Raw genomic sequence first — 24053 nt, forward strand, 5'->3', positions numbered from 1 at the left:
CAAAATCTGAATCCACTGCAGATCCCCTGTGGGAGCGAGCTTGCTCGCGATGGCGTCAGCCCTGTCGACAAGAAATCAGGATCAGCGTGAAGGAATCAGCAGCTCCCGCAACCCACCCGCCTGCTCAACCACCTCCCCCGGCAACCTCAGCCGCTGATCATCCAGATAGCGATAATCCTGGCGCGCCGCCGTCAGCCGGGTCAGGTCCAGTTCGACCGCAAACTGCCCTTCCTCGCGTCCGGCTTCGAACAACAAGGTGCCCAGCGGATCGACCAATGCGCTGCCGCCAGCAAACAACAAGCCACCGTCACCCTCTTCCACCCGGTTGACCATCAGCGCAAACGCCTGGTTTTCCTGGGCGCGGGCCATGATCGCGGTGCGGTGGGTCGGGCCGTACGGGTCCATATTGCCGTTGGTGACGATCAACAGTTCGGCCCCCAGTTGCGCCAGGGCGCGGGCGCTTTCGGGGAATTCGATGTCGTAGCAAATCAGCAGGCCCACGCGCACGCCGTTGAACAGGCAGGTGGCATAGCGATCGCCCGCCTCGTAGACACCGCGATCCGAGGCCCACAAGTGAGTCTTGCGGTATTTCAGCGCGATGCCTTCAGGGGTGATCAGCAGCGTGGTGTTGTAGAAGCGGCCGTTGTCGTTCTCGGCCATGCCGATGGCCACGGCGATATTGCGCTGGCGGGCGGCGGCGATCACCGCACTGACGGACGGGCCGTCCAGCGTCTCGGCCACCTCGGCCACGGACTCCGCCGAAGGGAAGCCCATCAAGTGGCCTTCGGGGAACAGGATCAGCTGCGTGTCGGCTGCGCACACAGCCATCGCCGCCAGGGTGCGTTCGAGGTTGTAGGCCGTGTCGTTGTCACGGCCTGCCAATTGGGCGAGTTCGACCTTCATGGGTATTCCTTGTCATGGGCCGGGCGGCAGAAAGATTGCCCGGTCGGTGTCTGTGCGCCAGTATGCGCAGCAAGCAACCGGGCGGGGAATTACGCCGCTGGGGTAACACGATAGGGGTAGATGCATGGCACTCTCGTTGGACGACATCGCCTGGCACCGCTCGGTGGGGCAACTGATCGACGCCCTGGACAAGCCTAATTTCTGGACCCAGCTTGTCCGGTTGCTGGACCAGTACGTGTCCTTCGACAGCTGGGTGGCCCTGCTTTTCAGCGCCGACCAGCGCCCGCAGGTGTTTGCCGAGTGCCCCGGCGAGGACGGCAGCCCTGATCAACTGTTCCAGGATTACCTGCGTGGGCTGTACCTGCTCGACCCGTTCTACATCGCCTGCCGCGAGCAATCGCGCACCGGGTTGTATCGCCTGTCCGAAGTGGCCCCGGAGCACTTCGAGCTGACCGAGTATTACCAGCGCTACTTTCGTCTGAATGTGGTGGCCGATGAAATCCAGTTCAATTGTCAGCTCGAAGGCGACCGCACGCTGTGCCTGTCCCTGGGCAGCACGCAGCGCTTCAGCGGCCAGCAGATCGCCTTGTTGTCGTTGATTCAGCCGTGGGTGCTCGGCCTGTTGCGCCAGCGTCTACCCTATGAAATCAACGAAGTCGTGGCCCTGGCCCCCGCACCACCGCAAGCTGATTGGCGGGTACAGTTGGAGGCCTCGGTGCAGCAACTCAAAGGCGCGCAGTTGACGGCCCGGGAGCTGGATGTCGGGCGTTTGATGCTCAGCGGTTGCTCCAGTAAAGAAATCGCTCGAAAGCTGGAAATCTCGGTCGAAACCGTGAAAGTCCACAAGAAACACATGTACAGCAAGCTGGGGATCAAGTCCCAGTCCGAGCTGTTTTCGATTTTTCTGCAGGCACAAAATGCCTGATTGAAAAACTGTAGGAGCAGCCGGTCGACGCTCGATTGCTCGCGAAAAACGCCAAGGCAACGCGGCCATTCAGACAGCATGCGTTATCGTTAACGAGCATCGCGAGCAAGCTCGCTCCTACAGGTCACTGATGAGTCCGAACCCAAGGAAACCGTATGAGCCTGTCACTCCTGAGCCGCTACGCCTTCTTTGCCGTCTGCGTGATCTTCTCTCTCGCCAGCCTGCCGTTTCTTGAATACGACTGGCTCTGGCCGATCACCGCCGTCACCGCTGTCCTCAGCCTGATCGGCCTGTTCGATCTGCTGCAAAGCCCCCACGCGGTGCGCCGCAATTACCCGATCCTCGGCAATATCCGCTACCTGGTCGAAGGCATCCGCCCGGAAATCCGCCAGTACCTGCTCGAGTCCGACAGCGACGCCCTGCCCTTCTCCCGCGCCCAGCGCTCGCTGGTCTATTCCCGGGCCAAGAACGAAACCGCCGACAAACCCTTCGGCACGCTGATTGACGTGTATCAGTCGGGTTTCGAATTCATCGGCCACTCCATGCGCCCGGCGCCGTTGAGCAACCCGAGCAGTTTCCGGGTGACAGTCGGTGGCCCACAGTGCACCCAGCCGTATTCGGCGTCGGTGTTCAATATCTCGGCCATGAGTTTTGGTTCCCTCAGCGCCAACGCCATCCGCGCGCTGAACCAGGGCGCCAAGCTCGGCAATTTCGCCCATGACACCGGCGAAGGCAGCATCAGCCCCTATCACCGGGAAAACGGTGGCGACCTGACCTGGGAGTTGGGCAGCGGTTACTTTGGCTGCCGCACCAGCGACGGTCGCTTCGACCCGGAACGCTTCGCGGCGCAAGCCCGGACGCCGCAGGTGCGGATGATCGAAATCAAGATGAGCCAGGGCGCCAAGCCCGGCCACGGCGGCATCCTGCCCAAGCACAAGGTCACCCGGGAAATCGCCGAGACCCGCGGCATCCTGATGGGTGAAGATTGCGTGTCACCGTCGCGTCACAGCGCGTTTTCCACGCCGATCGAAATGATGCATTTCATCGCGCAACTGCGTGAGTTGTCCGGTGGCAAACCGGTGGGCTTCAAGTTCTGCCTCGGCCATCCGTGGGAGTTCATGGGCATCGCCAAGGCCATGCTGGAGACTGGCATCCTCCCAGACTTCATCGTCGTTGACGGCAAGGAAGGTGGCACCGGCGCCGCACCCGTGGAGTTCACCGACCACATCGGCGTGCCGATGCGCGAAGGCCTGCTGTTCGTGCACAACACCCTGGTGGGCCTGAACCTGCGGGACAAGATCAAACTCGGCGCCAGCGGCAAGATCGTCAGCGCCTTCGACATCGCCAGCGTGCTGGCCATCGGCGCCGACTGGGCCAACTCGGCGCGCGGCTTCATGTTCGCCATCGTTTTTACCCCTATACTTGTGAAACTATTCACCCATCAACCATTGTCAACAACATCAGTTACCCTCTCACCGCTCCCCGCGTGACGATCTAGTTGCCCTCGAGATGCGGACATTTGATGCCACGCCGACCGTTTGTCAGACTCCCACCTTCATTGATTTGCCCCCTTCGCGCACTACACCTATAACGAAAGAACCCCTCTACTATTATACTGGTGAGCATTATGGTTCCGCGCTCGTTTCATAGCGTCGTGGAGATCCCAATGAACATTGGCCAAGCGCTACCTGCTTTAATCCTGCAGGACGGAGAAATCAGCCTCTACGGGCTAGCATGGGCCAGAGATATGGTGATCGTGGGGGATCGCAGCCCGTCCCATGTGATGAAGGCCGTAATGGCGACTGGACGGTTTTATGATTTCTATATAGGCGTCTACGGTGGGGCGCCGCTTGCTCCAAATGAAATGTCTAGGCTGATGAGGCAGTTTTATGAAGCGCGAGCGTTAGGGAACAAAGTTTTAGGGTGGAAGCCTGCTGGTAAAAGGACAGCGAAGAGCGATGTCAGATACGCAAGCGAATTCTCGAAATTTTGCGCTGGAAATTTTGGCTTTGTATCTGCAAATCCAGTAGAGAAAAAACTCGTATCCGACTTGAATGTTTCCGAACAGCTCCTGCATTACCAAGGTTTAAATTCCAGAAAAGAATGGAATTTGCTTTTACATTTAACTCCGACAACTGATGTGGGTCGTGGGAAAATTAAGCAATATTCTTTCACTCCGCAGATACGCCCCCAGAAACAGGAATATTGTCACAATTACTTCCCCCCTGAGAAGGTACTGCCATTTCTAGCTGCGGTGGAGAACCTGCGAGATTTAATTGCATTTCTGATATTGTTTTTTGGGGGGTTACGTATATCCGAGCTACTTCATATTTACGTCACCGATATCACGGCTCCGCATGGATTAGGAAATATCAAAATTGCACATCCAGAATTGTCTCAACATTCATGGGACGATAAATTCCGAGGCCACCAAGAGGGAAATCGCTCGCAATTTTTATCCGAGCGATATGGCCTGACCGCACGCAACAAACTCGGCTTAACCGATCCGCTTCACGCAGGCTGGAAAGGGATGAATTATACCGAGGGGAATTATAGAGCTGGTTTTTACTGGTTACTTCCTGAAATTGAATTTTTGTTTGCAGAATTGCATCATCGATACCTGAATGAATTCAGAGTAGGAATTTCAAACTCACACCCATACTATTTCGTGAACTTCCAAAACGAAAACTATGGTTCTCCGCTGAAAATCTCTAATCTCACCAAAAGCTTTTACCGAGCTGCTGAAAGAATTGGCCTTAAATCCTCTGATAGAGGTGTAAACCCTCATGGAGCGAGACATTTCTATGGACACTTCTGCGCATCCTATCTGAAATTGCCAATGGAACAAACCCAGATCTATCTTAGGCACGTCCAACTCACTTCGACACAGGTCTACTACTCGATCGACCCGCGCATTGCTCGAGCTGAGCTCATCAAGGGACATGAGCGGCTCAAGGAAGATATTCCTGAATTTCTGAATCAAATTGCGAGTGTCGGAGGAAAAATTTGATGCTTATCGAATCTGGATCATTTGCCATAGGCAATAAAACCTATATCAATACATATGAAGAAAGCTGCTGCATTATTGGCCTCACAAACAAAGAAGATATTCGCAAGGCCATTGATGAGTTTGAGAAAGACAAGCTAAAAAACTTGTGGAAATCTTTATCGCATATCGTAGTCGATGGCGATATTGAATATCTAGAATGCTTTCGAAGTAGAGCAACAACTCATGAAGGGCGCTCACCAGTGCATTTTAATTCCGAATGCTTGCGCAGCATTCTCGGCGTGACTTTGAGAGGAGCTGAGCTGTGCCGATACCTTCAGACATTACCGCTAGAAGGGCAGGAGTATGTACTTGATGTGTGTTTCCCGAAGACATTTGAACAGATTGAAGAAACACTCAGGGACTGCTGTCAATTCCCCACAAATAAATTGAATTTGTTAAAATTTTCGTACGATGAAAATGACTTTTTGGAAAAACTCACAACCCTAATTACAAATAGCAATACGCCAACCCACACTCGATACGATAGCTATAATTTCCTAATAAAGCTTTGGTCGCAAGGATTAATACTGCTGCCAACTTCGATTATAAACTGGAGCATTTGTGATAAGTGGAAGACTTTTGATGACGCAACGCTTGAAGTTCATGACACCCTAAAGCAGATTTATACCTCTTCCGACCGCAAGGGATACTCTGATCGCTGCCTGTCATACATCGCCACTTTGTTTGCCATTAGCTCGGCAAAAACCAAAAAAGACTTAAGCCTAGAGTTGATACGTACATTCGAACTAGCGATTGCCGACTCCATTTCAAGGCAACAAGTTGATAAAGGCATAACCGAAAAAACGAAATCCAGGCAGAAAAGTGACCTTAGAAAATCTATTGTTTGCCTGCTAGACGCCTATAACAGCGTTAACCCCCACAACAAGATCAATACAGCCTCTTGGGCGGCGCCAGAATTCGATTCGAGAGTGCGCAAAGATATAACATTCAAATGGCTCACAGCAAAAGCACCTCACCTTGCGTCTTGGTCTGAATATTTTTCTCTATATTTAAATTCATTAAATCACGCTAGAATAAATACTCAACTCGCCGGACTCATCCATATTGCCAATTTTCTAACAACCTTAGACTCACCTCCGGAAAAACCTTGGCTGATAATTCGTCGCATCCACGTATTCGACGCGCGACTTATAATTAAAAATACATTACTAAATTACCTGAAAGAAAATACAACGCAATACGTATCGGCTCATGTTTTGCATATTGGCCGCAGATTTTTTCTATGGCTTCGCGATTATCTTGTCTCTACTAATCAAGACAACGACAGCTTATTTCAGGATCCAATTCTTGAAGAGGACAAAATCGGCAAACCCATCTATCATGGAAAAACCAATCGTGACTCGCTCCCCCCCTATTTGATTTCTGAGATGAAGTCCATCATTACCGACGACGACTTCGCTTTTGCAAAATCATTAAAGCGCCAAATAGTGAGAACAACCGATCAGCACTCGGGTTACAATACGAGAGCATTTTACCCTGGAACAGCCATCTGCATGTACTCGCTATTGGACGCTCCGATTCGTAGCCACCAAGCTCGATGGCTCGACTCTGGGGTTCTGGATGAGAACATATATAATTTTTCTACTGGAGAATACGAGCGAAATTACTCGGAATATGCAATAGCAGATAGAAATGAAGGTGTTGTGAGACTTTCGGGCAGCGCATTGAGATCAGAAAAATGGTTGGCCATGCATATCAATACGAACAAAAGCCCAAGAGAGTACGATGAAACCGGCAAAATCGGGTACACTATTCCTTATATATCGCCACAACTCGCAAGCTTAGTCAAAGTTCAACTGGATTGGACGCACCGCTATCTCCCTAAACTCACAAAACCATTGAACTATCGCTATCACATGCAACAAACTCGTGAACTACGAAAGGACAAGGATTTCAAGGGGCCGGAGATAGCCCCTTTATTTAGAGACCCTTCAGCTCCCGGGCAACTAATTCCTATCGGTTACGATAAGCTTACGAGATTCTACGTACAGCTTCTGGTAGAAACCGAAAAGAGAGTAGAAAGTAAATACAATCAAAAGATCAAGCTTACAACCGTGGATAAGAATGGGACACGGCAGTGGGTTATCGACCTTCACTCACTGCGTGTGAGCGGAATTACAAACCTCATTGAAGCCGGTGTACCTATTGAAGTCGTCCAGCAGTTCGTTGCTGGACATCAGACTCTTGTCATGACATTGCATTATCTCAAGTACAGCCCTGAAAAGTTAAGGAGTTTTATCGAAGAAGCTAACCGGAGAATGCAAGAAGATAAAGATTTCGTTGGCTCTCAGACGTTCATCGACTCACTGAATGACGTCGTACCTTTTCTACTCAGTCAAGGTGGCGCGGGCACTGGGCCAGGGTTTGAAGCACTGAACTCTGGAGACGGCATCATAGTAATCAACACCGATGGCATTTGTCCTGGCACGTCTTGCAGCTCAGGATATGTGGTTCGAGAGGGCGCTAACACTGTCTACGGGCCGGTTCCCGGAGGAAGGCGTTGTCCACTGTGCAGGTACTGGCTGACGGGCCCTGCACATCTCCTTGGTCAGATCAATGGGATGAATAATCTGGCTTACTCTATCCGAAAAAAAGGGCTGGAAATACGCAGGCTCAATGACCTCGAAGCTGATGCTTTGGATGTGGGTAATAAGCGTGTGGCCCGCTCTTTGCGGGACAAAATCGACCTGCTCAACCGTGAGCTCGATGTAGATGTGGCTGAATGGGCTGCCCGCTACAATTACGCGATGCAATCCATCGCCCTCATGGATGATTATCTGGAGACCAAAAGCCGCATTATCGCAACTGACGCGACACTAACGGATGCTACAACGAGAGTTCCAATGGTGACGCCCAGTGCTCCCCTAGAGCTGAAGGCCACCTTAGAGAAAGCACACGAATTTGTGCTGCTAGACCAGATCACCCAATTGGCCGATTTCAACCCAGGCTTTCCCAACCTTCAGGCCGAGCTTGAAAAGAACCAGATGCTGTCAAAGGTTATGGTGGCTAATGGGATCAAACCATTCCTTCTGACCCTTACCGAGCAACAGGCCCGAGAGGCGGGTAGCTTACTATCAGCCCTAATGCTGCAACAGGTTCAGTCCTTCGATCTGGACGAAGTTCTAACAGGTAAGAAACCCCTATCCGACTACCCTTACCTATCGCAAGCGATGAGGGAACTAGAGCAGGCCTCTAGTGATGGGATTGGCTTCATCCCCAATGCTATGACTGCTATTTCGAAGCTCATCACCCCGGCGGAGCCATCAGCCCTGAGCGAAGACGATGAGGACACATTCGGATGAAATCAGCCGAGAATATTCAGGCAATTTTCGATCAGTGCATGGCTGAATCGACGAACTTAAGGCAACGAAGGTCTTTGATGACGATTCACAAGGCTTGCGAGTACTTGGCTAATGAAAATGTAGAAATTACGCCAGGATCAGTGGAGCGCTACTGTATAGAACACGACTTGAAAGGCCCGAAGGCACAATCTATACGCAATTCGCCTGTGCTCAAAAGATACCTCGATCTTCGCAAATCAGGACAGGTAATCAAGGCCAATACCAGTGCGTCTCGTCCCACCCCTTTGATTCCAGATGAAACTCTACGTGCCTACGTTAACCTTCTCATAGAGGAGCGAGATCAGGCGAGGGCTGACAAAGCCCGCATCGTGAAGGGGTTGCGGTCAATACCAGGCATTCCCGTTGACGACTTGATTCGAATCGGATTCGACGGAGTTGCATCCACACCGAGCGAACCGGTTCGACTTTCGCCTATTCTCACTGAAGCGCTTACGCGTTTGTTTGACGATCACATCTTGTCGGATTGCGGGCTTACCATGCGGCAAAACAGACTGGTCAGCGCATTGACGCGCAACGTTTTGTTTGCAAAGGAGCACCTGGATGCCATCCAGAAACTTCTGGAGTCGGGCAAATTGGCTTTGGCACAGTTAGATTCAGGGGCTCAGGGCACGGAATTGACATAGCATCCACAATAGATCCTAAGAGGCGACCTTTCATGTCTTCCGCTTCAGGAGCTACAGATGTCCAACGGTCAACAAATTGCGGCTCACAACGTAGCGGTATTCACCGCATGGATCGCTGGCAAAACTGACTCAGACTTCCATGCCATGTCTCACCGAGGTGCCCTTTCGCGCTCCGTGATAGCTGAAGAATGCGGTTTTGCTAAATCAGCTCTCGCACAGAACCCCCGTATCAAGTCCCTCCTCAGCGACCTTGAAACGAGACTGCGAGCTAATGGTGTACTCCCGCCATTGAGCGACGCCATTGACCTAGCGGATCCGCAATCATACCTCTCCGTCACGCATGAACAGTCCTCGCCGCACAAGGCGGAAACAACCCCGGCCACGCCAGATCTCGAAAGCAAACTTCAGCGCCTCCAAGCAGAAAACGCCTGCCAGCGCGCCGAGATCGAAGGACTCAGAAAGCAGTTAAAGCAGTTCACTTCGATTCACGAAGCCCTAAGCAACTCCGGCAGGATCCTCAGATGACAATCGAAAGGCTCATCCGGGTATTGTCGATTCGTAGCGACAATCCACTCGGCAAAGGTGGCTGCATTTTTTACGGCGTGGCCATTGATGAGTCCGGTACTGCACTGGGAGACGAGCGTTATGTCGTCGTTGCTCCCTTCAACTTGCTTGCGACGATTGAGGTCGAGATTGGCCAGTGGTGGCGGGTCTCAGGTGCTGCCAGCACCTACACAAGTTTGCGCAATGGCTACCAAATCAGAGAGCGACAAATTGAACCGCTGGAGATGAGGTTGCTGCTACCGAGTGGGCAGCACATCGTGACCCTCTTAGCGAACGGAAAGCATTTTGCTGGGATTGGAATTTCAAAGGCCAATCGTCTGTGGCAACGATTTGGAGAAGGATTGCAGGGACTGCTGGAGAGTGGCCAGAAGACAATGCTGGCTTCGGTTCAAGGTGTGAGTTCCGACACCGCAGATCAGCTCATTGAGGGCTGGAAGCTTTATGGCCAATCGAGCGTTCTACATCTGCTCGGCAGATTTGAGATTGATCACCAAACAGCTCAAACGGTGCTGGAATATTTTGGCAACAACACAGCAGATGCTCTGAGCGAAGACCCCTACCGTCTCCTCTCCTTTTCAGCATCGTGGAAGAGCGTGGATCAGATTGCTCTCAAACATTTTGACCTGGCTCTCGACGATCCGCGTCGTACCAATGGTGCAGTTGAAGAGGTCTTATACCGGCTCTTTTCAGAGGGCCATACTGCCCCAACCAAATCGGTCGTATCGCGCCGACTGGCTATCTTGATGAACGGATCATCGACAAGCCTGCAGTCACCTACTAAAACATTCCTATCCTGTGCCCTGGAGCGTTCATTGAAGCATGGAGTGTACCTACCCCTCGACAGGGATGAACGCGTTCAGCAGGCGGGCGCATGGGCCATGGAAAGGAAGGTAGCTGAGTTTATTGCCGATAGACTATCGGACGTCGCCACGAGCACAGGATCGACTGACGATCTCTTCCGGCAAGACCCCGAAGCCTTTGATGAAATCCTTGATCAACAGCCATCGTCTATTCAGCTAACTGTTGAGCAGCAAAAGGCGGTTCAAACAGTTGCCACTAAGCGAGTTGGGTTGATTAGCGGTGGAGCAGGCGTTGGTAAAACAACTGTTTTGAAAACCCTTTACACATACTTCGACGCCATTGGCTTACCTGTCATTCAGGTGGCTATTGCAGGGCGAGCAGCTCAACGAATGAGAGAAGCAACTGGGCGGCCCGCACGCACGCTTGCCAGCCTTCTGTACTCCCGAAATCAGGGTGAACTGGACGAGCCTTTCGTCTTGGTGATCGACGAGGCGAGCATGGTGGACATCCTCACCATGTATCGTCTGTGTCATGTATTGCCCGAGCACGCCAACCTGCTCATGGTTGGAGACACTGAGCAACTGATGCCCGTGGGGCCAGGCCTGGTATTTCATGACTTGGCCCAAGATCACCGAATCCCTCATGCCCGCCTAACCCAAGTGATGCGACACGGTTCTGATATTGCATTCGTATCCGCTTCGATTCGGGATGGAGAGTGGCCATCGATGGGAAGCAACGACGAGGATGCGGTCGCATTTTTGAGGCCGACAGGACGCTACAGCCCCGCCCAATTACCTCACCAAACAGCTGACCAGATCCTGCGCTTGTACCTCAAATCCCCCGAGTCCACGCAGATCCTCTGCGCTCACAAAAATGGGCCACTGGGCGTCCGTGCATTGAACAAGCTCTGCCAAGATACTGTGGGTCTCTACCAGCCTCGACTGCAGGTTTGGAATGCCGAGTTTCAGATGTTCGCGGAAACAGGATTCCGACTGGACGACCCGATCGTCTGCACGAAAAACCTCAAGGAGCTGGGTTTGCAAAATGGCTCGCTGGGACGCATCACTCGCCTTGAAGATCCGCCCACACAGCATTCGAACGGTGATCGCCCTGGCGAGGCAAACGTTTTGGCATGGGCAGATTGGGACGATGGAGAACGGCGCGCGATTACCAGTGATCTGTTACAACACCTGGATCTGGCTTACGCCCTAACCATTCATAAGGCTCAAGGATCAGAGTGGCCGATTGTAATCGTTCCGATCGTGCGTAGTCGCTTGCTTGATCGAAGCCTGATTTATACGGCTGTCACTCGTGCACAACGACAGGTATTGCTCCTAGGCGACGAGCTTGCGGCCAAAGCTGTTGTAGCTAGTAACACAAGAGCAAGTCGGCGCAGTACTGGCCTGCTTTATCACCTGAACGAGCAGGTAGGTGCATCCCCCAAAGGCATAACAGCACTCTCTTAGCAATGGTCGAAATAATCGAACCGATAGCGCTGGTAGTCTGCGACCTCCCTCTATCCGCTGTGTAGTGGTGATAGACATTCGATGCAAAGCCGACAAGAGCCCAGGCGCCAGTTTCTAGACACTCTCCATATTCCTGCTACCTTGAATGAATCGATGACCTGAATCGAGCGGTCGGTTCGCACGGGCAAAAGCCTCAGGTTGCTCCATCCTTTTCGCACGCATTTTGACGATAGTCAGCGGGCAGCCGACACCCTGGCGCTATTGGAGAAGTGCTATGCGCGTTCCAATTCATCCAGACGATCTAAATCCGAGGTACGGCTTCAAACGCATCGCAAAAAAACTGCAGCGAGAGTGGCCTGGATTCAGCCCTATCCAACTTTCCTTCGCACGTGAGATTCTTTCCAAAGGATTAGGCTACCGCGACTACCACGATGTAGTGCAGTCATCAAAAAAATGGCAACCCGAAGCTGTCACCTCCTCCAAAGAAGCGGTGAACGTTGCCCTCATGTCGGCGATTTCAGCTGCGATTCAGGTAGATAATACGTTCGTGGCGCCCCACTCAAATCTCCTGGCTCTCGTGCGGTCTCTACCTCTGCATACGTTAGTAGCTCTTAAAGGGGATCAATCGGACAAATCTGGTGATTATCCCCTTCTAGAAGCATCACACCCTTTGTTCATTGCTACCAAAATTGGTTTTTGCAGCAATACTTTCCATGTCAAACCTGATGAAAATCATTGGATCTGCGGCATTTGCCCAAGTTATATCGCTCCGCCTAGTGCGCCTCAAATGGATTGCCCCACATCCCCCTGATCGCCCTCACCAGTGATTGAATAGTTAGAAATGTGGCTGCTATCGTTATTGAGATGCTCGCCTAATTCACAGTGAGGATTCCAGATCATCCGCTACGCTTGAGCATTAACACCAGCGCGGTTTCAAAGAAAAGGGCATCACATGAACAAGCATACTCAAAGGCGTTTGGACTGCATCGCAATCTTCGAGAACATGAAAATCCCACTTTCAGTCCTAGAATGCCATTTTGGACACTCATCTCTAAAAATGACGTCTTACTATCTGGCAGCGAAAAAGCGACCTCCACAGTCTAAGGCCCCGGCGTCGAAAAAATGATAATTGTGGCCTGGCGGCTACATGGCCCGTTCCCAACTCATCACAGAGGAATGGACGACGCAAGAGATGATCGGCTGGAGGGCTCGGTGTAACCTGAACCGATCCGAGCTAGGTCAGTCTTACCATGAGCATCGAAGCAAAGCTTCTCCACCTTCAATCCGTCCAAAACCTCCTTGCGCCCTACCGCTATCTCTACTGCGCAGACCTTGAGGCGACCTGTGATGAGGTTGGTGAATCGGAACCATCAAGGCCGCTCGCAGTTGTACCTAATCAGATGGAAACGATTGAGATTGGACTGGTGGTGATCGATCTGGAAACGTTTGAAGTCGTCGATGAGTTCCAGCGTTTCGTTCGCCCTCAGATTAATCCCATCCTCACCGACTTCTGCAAAGACCTGACATCCATTCAACAAGCGGACGTGGACAATGCAGGAAGCTATGTGGATGTTAGCCACGAGCTGGGAGCATTCATTGCCCGATATCCAGAAGCTGCTTGGGCATCGTGGGGTGACTATGATGCGAGGCAGCTTGAACGAGACGCAGGGTTTGCTGCGTGCCCTTCCCTGCTCGAAGGTTTGCCACATTTCAATGCCAAGAAATGGCATGCAGGCTTGTATGACAATCGACCGAAATCACTTAAGCAAACGTTAGAGTCGCTGGGCCTGGTTTGGCTGGGTACCTATCACCGTGGGATAGACGACGCGAGAAATGTGGCTTCCATCGTGAAGGAAATGCTTAGCTGACTAAGCCGGGTTTTGGGCCCGAAAGTGCGATAGCAACAATCAACTTCAGCTGCCACCGCCGAGCGATCGGTACAAGAAGTGTTTCCCGTCGGCCTAATGGCCTTCGGTCGATCATGGCCGATCGGGAATGTAGGTCGAACACCGGCTCGACCCAGGCAGGCAATTTTCAGCTGGCTCCATGTTCAACCCGCCTTCAGCCTGTGCCGGGGAGTCTGGGTATGTCGGAGAGCGTTTTGAATGGCCAGTTTTTAAAGCTGGCCATCTACTAATCAGCGTTAGAAGTCTGGCTGGATATCGTCGAAGAAGTTCGCGTGTAGCTCGTACTCCAGAGAGCCAAATCGCGCAAGTAGGTCTGCTCTTAGCTCTCCCTGGGCTACAGGCTCCAGATTGATCCAGTGGCTGTATGGAAGCCCATCATCCGATTCATTAGTCGTGACTACCGCATCAACCAGAAGCTCAGCGTCATCGACCGAAATACCCAATTCATTCGCCAAGGCTTGGGCCATGGATATGCGCTTGCCACGATCCGCATCTTCGATTTGGGCCCAATGCTCCCATTCAGACCTACGGTCGCGATCAGCATCAGATTCACCGCTGGAGATGGACACGCCCTCTTCTGCGAGCAACCACTTACCATCACGTCGCAGTAGCTCGACCGTGGCTATAAGGAAGAACGCTGTGCCGTGATACATCCGTTCTTGGTCTTGCTGTCCCTGGTAGGTCAGCGAGATCCCTAAGGTCAGCACCCCGGTTGTGTCGTTGTATTCAGCAGCATCCACCTCAAGGGCGTCTATCGCGAATCCGCTCGCGTTGGTTTCTGCAATCGCACCGGATAGCTGAGCTTCCAGCTCTTGATCCAAGTCGACGTAGACATCGTCTTCATGGATCGCGTGGCTGAAGTCTTTGACCCCAAATACAGCCACCATCAAACGCAGATCCTTAGGGTTCCGTTGGGCGACCATAGAAAACTCATGGTAATCAGCGAAACCAGCTTTTTGGGCAAGCGCTTCTTGAGCTGCGAAAAGCTTCAAGCCCTGCTCACGAGCGAGCAGCTTGGCTTGAGATTTGAAAATGCTGAGCGGGGAAAAGTCTGACATGGCAATAGCTCCAAAACCTACGACGCTCTGGTGACCGATTGCCTGTTCACCGGGCAGCGTCTGGTTAGGGACATGCCGATGTAAAACTGGAGGGTGTTAACGATGGGCTATTGCTTCGCGAAACAGGCGCCAGGCGACCATCACCGCCTGGCCATGATCATAGGTCAACGAGCACAGCTCGACAACCCTAATAATGCTCAGCTTGCCTAGGTGAGTTTGCCGGCCGGTTACTACCTACCCAACCCCATCAGGAATTGATCTACTCGCTCGAAAAGGTAGCTGTTCGGATCCGACCCCTCATCCTTGGACAGGAGGAGATCGACTATTTCAGGCACTGACAGAGGTATGATCAGCTTCCCATGTTCACGCATTGCACCGGCGATTACTGCCTTAGCAGAGTCGGCACAGTCTTCATGAGAAATAACCAAAGCAACCTTCCTTAGAGCCGATGGATATAGGTACCGTTCAGTGGTAACGATCTCGTTCTGAGTAATGGGTTTGCTGTAGTTTTTGAATTCGAAAACCACATACCTACTCCCGAGATCTTCCAGCATTAACCGCCAAACTTCGGCTGACTTCTCCAGGATCCGACACACGAGATCTCTACGGTGAAGAGTGTCCACAGTGCGCGATTGCTCATGCCAACCATGAAGGTCGTGCTCGAAGAGGTACTTCAGCGCGCTGATGCAGGCGTTCTCAAAATCAGCCGCCATAAGCCTCCCTCGCTCTATGGCCAACAGCGCATCCGCTAGCACCCTGCCAGGCTTACGGGACGGCTGAGTATCTCCATCGGATGCGCTCCGTCTTAGGAAGGCAGGGAGACTTAGGCTCAGCGTTTCAGCACTTTTAGGAGTGTCAGCTTCCAGGAGTTCCTCAAGCTGAGCTTGAATATCCGCAAACGGGGCTGCCATCTCGAACAGCTTCGTCTCATCCCAAACCTCGACGTCAGGGAAGTTGTTAGCAACCTCTGCGAATCTAGGCACTATCGGACAAGATATAGCTAGCACGGCTCTAGACGCCCCAATCTGCCTACGGGATCGACTGGTGTACTCTAAAGCGCGTGCAAATATTGAAGCAGGGGGTGGAGACGTCCGTCGATAGAATTTGAGTTCCACCACAGTAAGCGCATCAGGTTGCCCGAAGATAATATCGGGCTCCAGCCCTATTATGTCTTGTGGCTCTTCTACGACATCGTGCTCGCCCAAACGTCGCAGGAGTTCAGCAATCAACGAAGTAAAGGCATACGCGGATCGAAGTGTGGCCGCGCCTCGCTTTCTTGCAACCATTTAATGCTTCCTTTCCAGATAGTAGTCAGTTTCTATAGTGCAGCGGAATCTTGAAGCTCAATACCACCGATCGCTACACATGCCTAGTTTAGCCCTTTGGTAATCCTAACTAGCTGACCCGCGCCTTCATCTATGAGCACGAGGTCAAGGTGATCAAACGACCAGATAAATTTTGACTTGGTCGGAATATTACCTTCGCTATAAAGCGTCTTGGCGAACTCAAACATCTCCAAATTTTTTTCGTACTCTTTTATCGTCCTGACATATTGAATGGCCATTTGAACAATCGCTACGGGTACACCGGATCCAGCGATCCCCATACCAGCCATGCCTCCTATGTAGATCTCACCCGGCAGCCGTCCTTGAGAGAGTCTTTTCTGGTGTGCAGCCCATAGGTTACGTAGCTCCGGCGTCATTTCTCCTTTGTCATCATGTTCAAATGCATCGTGAGTAAAGAGCCCAATGATCTCGAATTCGTCGCGGCTAACCAGTGCAAAGAGAACTTCGTCGGTGCGTTTATAGTGCCCAGCTGGCTCCTTGGTCAGACCCAGATGAAAATGATGAAACCCCATAACATTCAGCAGAAAATCTTTGTCCGCCCACAACCCCTTGGGGTGATTTCGATCAGCGGGTGTGAACCCATCAGATGTTGCAGACAGGGACAGATAGGGAGTGAGGTCGCTCCCAGACTGTACGGCACCCAGAAGTGCTTCGATATTTGGCTTGAGAACTGCAGCTCTAGGATCAGCGTTTAGGACGCCAGCCTGCTTTACACGACGAGGTCTGCTACCCACCAACCGTACTTTCCAGCTAAGAAAAGCAACCAGCAGCTCTGTGAGCCGCATGGCCTGAAGCGCTTGCAGGGTTGACTTGTTATTTGGAAATCTGGGAATAGCCTCCACCAGGTCTTTCTTCAATTTTTTGAGGCGCTTTGATTCCGTTTCTTTCTGATCCATCAGCTTACATCCAGAGCTAATTTTCTAAGAGATTCTGGGGCTTCATTCCTCCCCAAGATTTTGATCTACCAGGATGGAAGCCTGTATCACCATTGACTCTTCCGTCGACCTTACCAACGATTAATCGATAGCCTTAAGCGGTTGCGTCAGTCTTTACATACCGAAAAACATCTTCCTATCTTCTTCTTTGTGCAAATGGTGTTTTGCAACATGATAAAACTTAGGCTTAACAACTTCCGAAAATAACATGAACGGGAGTTCATCGATGCATATCTCGGCCACTACAGCACTGAAATCCTTTGCATAACAATCTTGAAGGATTTTTAAATTTGTCGAGGGGAAACTATCCTTGAATTCTTTGTTGTACTCAGGATAGAAGTATCTTATTAAAGCTGCTTCGTATAGCGAGATTTTTTCAGCTTCTGTTGTGTTCCGAGCTTTATCGAGCCCCTGCTTAATTCTGACATCGCCGCTATCGCCATTTTTGGCAAAAGGGTTCATCATGGTTATCAACTGGTTACTTGGTTCAATTGCTAACATCAACAATGTCAGCTTGTGGCCTTGAGGAACCCCTTTCAATGCTATCTTTTGGAGGGTTTCATGCTTCAAAAGTCTATCAACTGCATTTCTAGAGCCGTCTTGCCCATAAGCTTGACCAATGTATTTTACATTGAAGGTAACCGCTTTCGTCTCATTGCTTAATCTCGCCTGCAATTCCTCAGAAGACGTCCAAAATTTTTCACCACTGGCGTTTTCTAGATACAGTAATCCACCTTCATCTTTCAGCGTTAAACCCGGAATATCATAAGCAATAACATGCTCCTCTCCTAGCAAACCAAACTTCAGAGAAAGCGTCTGACCAACCTGCGTCGCACCGATGAGATTTATTATCGGAGTATATCCAATAATATAAATATGACACTTTGATATAACATCCATCATCGGCGCCAACGCTTCTCTATCGTAAATCCCTTCGGCTGGAATTGTACAGTAACTAAGCGCAAACATACCAAAGGCATGTTCAACATCAAATAGCGCATTGGCAAACATCCTGCCACCTTGGCCTTTATCAACACCTTCCATACAAGATATCCCAGAAAACTAACCGGCTATTTTTATGAGCATCATTCAAGCTCGTCTGCTAGAGAATATGACTTTAGGAAAAGCCACATCAATAATGGATCATGCTAATCAGAAAAGCACTTGTCGAGTTTTTTTGCCTAGGCTGGTCAGGCAGACTGTAATCGCCAATGAAGTGAATCTTCGACTCATCGAAATGAGTCCCGAGTCGTCATAACGCCTGAGTGAGTAGCTCTCTAGCTTGGTAGACTAGCCGGGCCCATCGGCCCGAAGGATCGACCTCCCCGTTGACGCCACTTCGTACCGCAGCTTAGCTGGCAAGCGATGACTCGGGCGCAGAATGATTTGAACACAACCTATCCCCTCACCGCCCACGAGGTCTGCCAGGTGCTGACGGACGTCGCGCTGGGCAAACGCATCATGACGCGAAGCTCCATCCTGTCATGGATTGAGATCTATCACGGCCTGATGCCCGTCAAGATCGATGGCTGGCGACTCACCCTCTTCAAGGACTGTGACACCCTGGACTACTGCGAGTACTGCAGGTCGCCTGATGGTAGAGTCGGGACACTCGAAATCTGGCAGCGCGACGGAGCCGATCCTGTCGAACTACTTAGTGCCTGGGAGCGTGGACAGCTCGAACGATTGCTCGCAGCCCTCTGAGCCTCCATACAAGACCGCAGGTGAGCGTCTGGCCGCTTCAGAAATCTCTAACCTGCTTCCAAGACTTTAGCTATGGCACCATTTTCATCACATTCAGTTGCCGCCAAGGCTTGGTAGGCTTACCAGGATTTTTAACCTGAATTCGGGTAACTGCCAATCTGCGATGCAACCTAAAATGTAAACGGCCCTGCCCTCACCTATTGCTTAATGTACGAATCGAATAGGCCTGGCTTCCGAATAGGAGTAACAAATTGCTGAACCGCCCTGACAAAGACGCGCTCCGTGCAATGCTGGAATCGCAAGTTCAAGAAAAGCTGCAGCACGACCCAGACGCGGTAACGACTTATGCAGCCCAGCCTGTACCTGACCGAAAACCGTACACCAGCAAACCCACGGTTCAGGACAAGGCATTTCACAAAGAGCTCGAGCAGATGCGTGCAGACGCCGAAGCTGGAGTGATACATACGCCCAAGCGCGAGCCGGAAGACGGAGATGCCCCTAGCCTAAGGCTTGATGATTATCCAGGTCTGTAAGTGTCGCCGAGATTCTACGGGCATTGAGTGGCTTGGCGATTCACAACCAATGGAGACCACACGTGAGAAAGCCACCTATGAAAATCATCATCGAAGAATGGGATGGTGACGGTGCGATTCGAATTCCCGATGAGGCGCTACAGGAACTGGAGCTCGATGTTGGCGACTCGCTTTATCTGATCGAGGAGTTTGTCGGCAATACACGCTGCCTTGTCCTATCGAAAATGCCTCAGATTGCGGATCGAATAGACGAGCTTGTTGAAGTCTGGGATAGCGGACAGCCTGGTAACGCCGAGGTGAAATAAAGCAGTCACTCGACGAGCCGGGCCTAAGGCCCGAATACGCGATAGCAACAACCCGTCTCAGAAGCTGCCTTGGAAGGAAGCGCGAGACAAACCGTAGCAAGCCTTTCTCCCACTGAAACACTATCGACGAGCAATTACTCCTTCAGTGCAAAAACTGGGTTCATGTCATCAATGCTTACGATGATCTTCGGCTTGCGAATCATGCCCTTCAGTCGTTTAACGGAGTAACTCACAGCCACGATGGCGAACTGACCATTCTCGAGGTCGACGAATTCGATTTCATCCCCTGCTCGCAGGCCAAGAGTATCCCGTACCTGGATAGGGATGGTGATTTGGCCTTTAGAGTTCACAATGGAAGAAGCCATGAGGGATACCTACGCGATTGAGCACTTACATGATAGCCGAGCTGTGAGGTAGGCCACATAACGTCAAGACATGGGGACGAGCCGGGCTTTGGCCCGAAGGAGCGACAACCAAAAGGAGCTTCTTTCGAAATCCACACTCGGCGCATGACAAGCGCTTCAAGCGCGGATAATGTCAGTTCCATGAACGACGCAAATCCTACTTCATCCGTATCCACGATCCTTTCTCGCAATGAGACGGATGGCACAGACACCACAAAGAATGATCGGGAGCTTTGCGAGGTTCTGACGCTGTTAGAGGACGACATACTGACTACCCCTGGGAAGCTGATCGCCCTCGATTCAACTCTTCTGGTTCGCCTCGATTCTTTGATCGGCTGTATCGATGTTGACATTAACTCTCCGCTCTCAGCGGATGATGAATGAATGCTCGGCACTGGCGCAATGGATGGCACCTGCAATCAGTGATGGGGTGAGAGCTGCGTCGATCAACCGTGCGTTAGGTACCGATCGGCGCACGTCTTCTATGGCGCCCTCTATTGCGTCATGTGCAGAGGCTGCTTCACGGACAAACTCCAATGCCAGGCGACCTGGCTGTCCGACTCCGACCAACGCATCATCACAACCTTCTTCCGCCAAGCGATCCAGAATCGCATCCGTATCGTTGTCGTCAGACAGTAATTGGTACGTCAGGGTGAAAGTACATTCCATCTCTAATCCTTCGTCTCAGCAGGTTCTTGATTGATGTCTATTTGACTGGATACGACGAGCACTGGCTCATAAGGTTGGGACAGTTTGAACGATGACAGCACCACATTACCGTCGCTAGTCAGTGCCTTCAAAGTCATTCAACTGGCTCAGCCGGGCCCGTCGGCCCAAAGCAGCGACTTTAAGAAAAATGCATCGACACACCACCTACTGCTGAGCCGGCCTCCCCGCAAAGGCGAACGCATTGCACTGTCATAAATTGTCTCAGCTGAAGCCCGTCCAGTTCTTGAAATCGTCTTGTTTTGCCGGTACTTCTAGGTCACCAATCTCATGCACGGAAAGCAACCATGCAAGCAAGATTTAGAGTGATTGAGACAACCACATTGGACGATGGCAGCAAGCGATACAGGGTCGTTGATCTCGTAGAGGGCGGTTCAGCCAGCAAGCATGGCGTGTTCAAAATTAGGACAGAGGCAGACGCTGTTTGCTCAGCGTTGAACGGTGAAGGCCCTAAATCAGCGGATAAAAATCGTGCTGCATCTGCAGCTTCGCTCTGAACCTATAAGCCAGGAGAGCACGGAGCTTTCTTGATAAGGTCGCTATAGGGACGGCATGGACTCGCGCCCAGATAGCATGCTTTGCAGCCGCACCTGATTAAGTTCTACGCAAGCACTCTCTGCTTCAGCACGTGTCTGATAGACAGTCTTCAGACGAAGCTTTTCTTCGTTGTCGTAAATGTTGAAACCTATCGGAGCGGTTTCGCAGTAGAAGCGCGTTCCGCTGCGCATAGATCCTATTTCTGTTGGGATTGCGGGGACAACAACGAATCTCAAAATCATATTCACATCCTCACCAGTCACCCTTCACTATTAGCGGCTCTTGGCCACCACGGCAAGGGATCATCACTGGTTTCCGATGAGGAGCACGTCCGGCCACAGGCGATGAATAAACTCGTTTTGAGTTAGAGAATTGTGCTCTCCAACCTGGTATGAGCGCACACATCACCGCTAAGACGTTATGCATGAACCTAGCCGGGCCCCAGCGGTTCGAAGTAGCGATTAGATCAAGCCAAAACACCACCAAAGCCAGAATGCTTTTCATTGTCTCTTATCAGTTGACAGTAAAACGCATTTCACCTGCTTTTTCCGCACCATATAGATCCTTAATCTGTGCCCATGTTGAACGACAACATTCACCCACCTCAAAAGGACTTCATCATGAGCAACGCTACCTACAACCGCTTGAACAAAGACGACGCCGTAGTTCTGCTGGTCGACCACCAGACCGGCCTGATTTCCCTGGTTCAGGATTTCTCGCCCAACGAGTTCAAGAACAATGTGTTGGCACTGGCGGACGTAGCCAAGTTTTTCGAGCTGCCGACCATACTCACCACGAGCTTCGAGCAAGGCCCGAATGGCCCATTGGTGCCGGAGCTAAAAGAGATGTTTCCTGACGCGCCCTACATCGCTCGACCAGGTCAGATCAATGCATGGGACAACGAAGATTTCGTCAAGGCAATCAAGGCCACTGGTCGCAAGCAATTGATCATTGCCGGGGTCGTCACTGACGTCTGTGTAGCCTTCCCGACCCTTTCGGCTCTGGCCGAAGGTTTTGAAGTGTTCGTGGTGACCGACTCTTCCGGTACCTTCAACACCACTGTGCAACAGGCAGCCTGGAACCGCATGACACAGGCCGGTGCTCAAATGATGAACTGGTTCTCGGTGGCCTGTGAGCTACAGCGCGACTGGCGCAACGACATCGAAGGTCTGGGTAACCTCTTGTCCCAGCGCATTCCGAACTACCGCAACTTGATGAACAGCTACTCGGCGTTGACTGCACGCCAATCGTAAGTCTGGTTTGACTCCCAAGGCCCGCTTTTGCGGGCTTTTGGCATAGCATTCATGTCGAACCAAAACGAACTCAGAGCTGCTCGTAAAAGATAACCCTGCCTGCTTATCCTCTTGCTGGATTTAGTAGCCTTTCGATCGGTCGACCACATTCAACAGCGGCAATCCGTGCTGTTCTCTCCAAATATTCTCAGCTATGACAGCGGCTGCCTCCTCAATCTGTACATCACTAGCGATATGAGGTGTTAGGAGAACCCGTGGATGTTTCCAGAAAGGGCTCAGTCTTGAAGGAGGCTCCTCAATCAGAACATCCAAAACGGCCCCCCCTATTTGACCGTCATCCAACGCATCAAGCAGATCCTGTTCTACAACATGGGCACCGCGCCCTACGTTGATCAGCCCTGCACCCCGAGGCAGACGACCTAGCCGGGTGGCATTTAGTATTCCGTTTGTTGCAGGCGTCAATGGCAGCATATTTACAAGGATGTCGCACTGGCCCAAGAAATCTTCCAGTTGCTCCAAGCCGACGTAACAGCGTCCACCAGGAACCGCCTTCTTTGAACGATTCCATCCAGTGAGTTGAAATCCCAATGGCTGAAGTCGATCGAGCGCCGCTCGGCCGAGGTTGCCAATCCCCATCACACCAATACGTCGCTGCGAAGCATGCACGATTTGCCGGGGTTGCCAGCGACCTTCGCGTTGACCCTCTTGGTAGGCAAGGATGTCCCGATGCAATGCAAGGACACCAAACAGAACGTACTCGGCCATGATGTCCGCCATCGAGCTATCCACGAGACGAACAAGCGACACACGATCAGGCAACTGAGCTAGTTCAAATTGATCGACACCCGCCCCCGCGGAATAAAGGCCTCGAAGATTACAAAAATCTGCAAGATTGCCTGGAGATTCCCAAGCCAATAGATAGTGCACCTCTTCTGGATTACCTACATTCGGCCACTCGCGGAACTCTAAATCTGGGGCCATCTTTGATAAACATTCCCGCCACCTCCCCGAATCATTAGGATCAGCCATGTATAGGATGCACATTGAAAAGCTCCTTGTTCGGTCGAGTTTTGGCTTCGAAATGGCCGTGTAAGAAAAGGTGTGGCGGACTTCGATGCTAGAGCTTGCCCTCCTTATTGAACCGACCGATAACGTCCCTCTTTTTGCTCTTTACGACATACCCAACCAACAGGGTAACCAGGGTTTTTGATGCGCATAGGGATTGAATCATTTACGAACGACGCATCGTAAAAGTTCAGTTATGGTGGCGTTGACCACCAACCAAATCACCTTCGTTTTTGAATAGAGATGGCTCGCAGATCGCGGCATGACGAGATGCTGTGACTGTCGTTCGCCCGGAAGCCTAAAAAAGGAAATCTGCATGCTTTATTTTCAGCAAATGCTGGGCATTGCCGTGTTTTCCATCACCGGTGTGCTGGCCATCAAAAAAGCCGATGTCGATTTTTTCGGTGCGATGGTGTTGGGCATCATCACCGCCATTGGTGGGGGTGTTGCCGCTGACCGAAAACTGACCCAGTAAAGGCTGTTCTGCCGACTGAAAACTGACCCAGGTGTTCAATTGCTTCTGCTCACTTTTCGAGCAGGAGAACACAGGGTGATCAGCATGGAAA

General features: G+C 51.5%; 22 protein-coding genes and 1 pseudogene. 15 read left to right on the plus strand and 8 right to left on the minus strand.

From position 1 onward, the window contains the following. Positions 1 to 81: 81 nt before the first annotated feature. Complete coding sequence (locus AC1DKH_RS26350; protein WP_477799770.1) at positions 82 to 903, minus strand: carbon-nitrogen hydrolase family protein; 822 nt, start codon at positions 901 to 903, stop codon at positions 82 to 84. Between the two features lie 124 nt (positions 904 to 1027). Here AC1DKH_RS26350 and AC1DKH_RS26355 point away from each other — a divergent pair, with 124 nt between their 5' ends. From AC1DKH_RS26355 to AC1DKH_RS26395, 9 genes and pseudogenes are all read left to right on the plus strand, one after another. Further along, positions 1028 to 1828, plus strand: a complete 801-nt coding sequence (locus tag AC1DKH_RS26355) for a helix-turn-helix transcriptional regulator (protein ID WP_477752324.1) — start codon at positions 1028 to 1030, stop codon at positions 1826 to 1828. Between the two features lie 155 nt (positions 1829 to 1983). Beyond that, positions 1984 to 3234 (plus strand): annotated as a pseudogene (locus AC1DKH_RS26360) (FMN-binding glutamate synthase family protein); the annotation flags it as partial. Between the two features lie 260 nt (positions 3235 to 3494). Beyond that, positions 3495 to 4838, plus strand: coding sequence for a hypothetical protein (locus AC1DKH_RS26365; protein ID WP_477799771.1), 1344 nt, complete (start codon positions 3495 to 3497; stop codon positions 4836 to 4838). After that, a complete protein-coding gene (locus tag AC1DKH_RS26370; RefSeq protein WP_477799772.1) occupies positions 4838 to 8200 on the plus strand; it encodes a VPA1269 family protein in 3363 nt (1120 codons plus the stop codon). The genes AC1DKH_RS26365 and AC1DKH_RS26370 overlap by 1 nt, the downstream gene beginning before the upstream one ends. Then, positions 8197 to 8883: a gamma-mobile-trio protein GmtX gene (gene gmtX, locus AC1DKH_RS26375; protein WP_477799773.1), complete on the plus strand. Its 687-nt coding sequence runs from the start codon at positions 8197 to 8199 to the stop codon at positions 8881 to 8883. Before AC1DKH_RS26370 ends, gmtX begins: the two co-directional genes overlap by 4 nt. Positions 8884 to 8940: 57 nt before the next feature. Beyond that, positions 8941 to 9408: a VPA1267 family protein gene (locus tag AC1DKH_RS26380; RefSeq protein WP_477799774.1), complete on the plus strand. Its 468-nt coding sequence runs from the start codon at positions 8941 to 8943 to the stop codon at positions 9406 to 9408. After that, positions 9405 to 11714: an AAA family ATPase gene (locus tag AC1DKH_RS26385; protein WP_477799775.1), complete on the plus strand. Its 2310-nt coding sequence runs from the start codon at positions 9405 to 9407 to the stop codon at positions 11712 to 11714. The genes AC1DKH_RS26380 and AC1DKH_RS26385 overlap by 4 nt, the downstream gene beginning before the upstream one ends. Positions 11715 to 11988: 274 nt before the next feature. Next, complete coding sequence (locus AC1DKH_RS26390; protein ID WP_477799776.1) at positions 11989 to 12525, plus strand: hypothetical protein; 537 nt, start codon at positions 11989 to 11991, stop codon at positions 12523 to 12525. A gap of 439 nt (positions 12526 to 12964) precedes the next feature. Beyond that, entirely contained in the window at positions 12965 to 13582 is a 618-nt protein-coding gene (locus tag AC1DKH_RS26395; RefSeq protein WP_477799777.1) for a 3'-5' exonuclease, read from the plus strand. Between the two features lie 275 nt (positions 13583 to 13857). Here AC1DKH_RS26395 and AC1DKH_RS26400 read toward each other — a convergent pair whose 3' ends face one another. From AC1DKH_RS26400 to AC1DKH_RS26415, 4 genes are all read right to left on the minus strand, one after another. Then, on the minus strand, positions 13858 to 14679 hold the full coding sequence (locus AC1DKH_RS26400) for a hypothetical protein (protein WP_477799778.1): 822 nt from the start codon (positions 14677 to 14679) through the stop codon (positions 13858 to 13860). A 230-nt stretch (positions 14680 to 14909) separates the two neighbouring features. Continuing rightward, a complete protein-coding gene (locus AC1DKH_RS26405; protein WP_477799779.1) occupies positions 14910 to 15965 on the minus strand; it encodes a hypothetical protein in 1056 nt (351 codons plus the stop codon). Positions 15966 to 16048: 83 nt separating this feature from the next. Then, complete coding sequence (locus AC1DKH_RS26410) at positions 16049 to 16921, minus strand: hypothetical protein (protein ID WP_477799780.1); 873 nt, start codon at positions 16919 to 16921, stop codon at positions 16049 to 16051. 153 nt (positions 16922 to 17074) lie between these two features. Then, a complete protein-coding gene (locus AC1DKH_RS26415) occupies positions 17075 to 18004 on the minus strand; it encodes a hypothetical protein (protein WP_477799781.1) in 930 nt (309 codons plus the stop codon). A 342-nt stretch (positions 18005 to 18346) separates the two neighbouring features. Between AC1DKH_RS26415 and AC1DKH_RS26420 the strand changes: the two genes are divergently transcribed. From AC1DKH_RS26420 to AC1DKH_RS26430, 3 genes are all read left to right on the plus strand, one after another. Further along, positions 18347 to 18664, plus strand: a complete 318-nt coding sequence (locus tag AC1DKH_RS26420; RefSeq protein ID WP_477799782.1) for a DUF7693 family protein — start codon at positions 18347 to 18349, stop codon at positions 18662 to 18664. A gap of 251 nt (positions 18665 to 18915) precedes the next feature. Then, positions 18916 to 19197 (plus strand): hypothetical protein, encoded by a 282-nt coding sequence (locus tag AC1DKH_RS26425; protein ID WP_477799783.1) that lies wholly within the window; start codon positions 18916 to 18918, stop codon positions 19195 to 19197. 77 nt (positions 19198 to 19274) lie between these two features. Then, entirely contained in the window at positions 19275 to 19502 is a 228-nt protein-coding gene (locus tag AC1DKH_RS26430) for an AbrB/MazE/SpoVT family DNA-binding domain-containing protein (protein ID WP_477799784.1), read from the plus strand. Between the two features lie 134 nt (positions 19503 to 19636). Here AC1DKH_RS26430 and AC1DKH_RS26435 read toward each other — a convergent pair whose 3' ends face one another. Then, entirely contained in the window at positions 19637 to 19867 is a 231-nt protein-coding gene (locus AC1DKH_RS26435) for an AbrB/MazE/SpoVT family DNA-binding domain-containing protein (RefSeq protein WP_477799785.1), read from the minus strand. 180 nt (positions 19868 to 20047) lie between these two features. Here AC1DKH_RS26435 and AC1DKH_RS26440 point away from each other — a divergent pair, with 180 nt between their 5' ends. After that, positions 20048 to 20290, plus strand: coding sequence for an AbrB/MazE/SpoVT family DNA-binding domain-containing protein (locus AC1DKH_RS26440; protein ID WP_477799786.1), 243 nt, complete (start codon positions 20048 to 20050; stop codon positions 20288 to 20290). On the opposite strand, the gene AC1DKH_RS26445 is transcribed toward AC1DKH_RS26440, so the two are convergent. After that, a complete protein-coding gene (locus AC1DKH_RS26445) occupies positions 20273 to 20575 on the minus strand; it encodes a hypothetical protein (RefSeq protein WP_477799787.1) in 303 nt (100 codons plus the stop codon). The two genes, AC1DKH_RS26440 and AC1DKH_RS26445, sit on opposite strands and share 18 nt — an antisense overlap. 1214 nt (positions 20576 to 21789) lie before the next feature. On the opposite strand from AC1DKH_RS26445, the gene ycaC reads away from it, so the two are divergent. Further along, the gene (ycaC, locus tag AC1DKH_RS26450) at positions 21790 to 22422 is read left to right on the plus strand and encodes an isochorismate family cysteine hydrolase YcaC (RefSeq protein WP_408600479.1); all 633 of its coding nucleotides are present in this window, start codon (positions 21790 to 21792) and stop codon (positions 22420 to 22422) included. A gap of 120 nt (positions 22423 to 22542) precedes the next feature. Here the strand turns inward: ycaC and AC1DKH_RS26455 are convergent, their stop codons facing one another. After that, on the minus strand, positions 22543 to 23451 hold the full coding sequence (locus tag AC1DKH_RS26455) for a 2-hydroxyacid dehydrogenase (protein WP_477799788.1): 909 nt from the start codon (positions 23449 to 23451) through the stop codon (positions 22543 to 22545). Positions 23452 to 23821: 370 nt separating this feature from the next. Here AC1DKH_RS26455 and AC1DKH_RS26460 point away from each other — a divergent pair, with 370 nt between their 5' ends. Beyond that, entirely contained in the window at positions 23822 to 23962 is a 141-nt protein-coding gene (locus tag AC1DKH_RS26460; protein ID WP_477799789.1) for a TRIC cation channel family protein, read from the plus strand. Positions 23963 to 24053 lie beyond the last annotated feature (91 nt).

The organism is Pseudomonas sp. 05L36 (genome assembly GCF_056398125.1).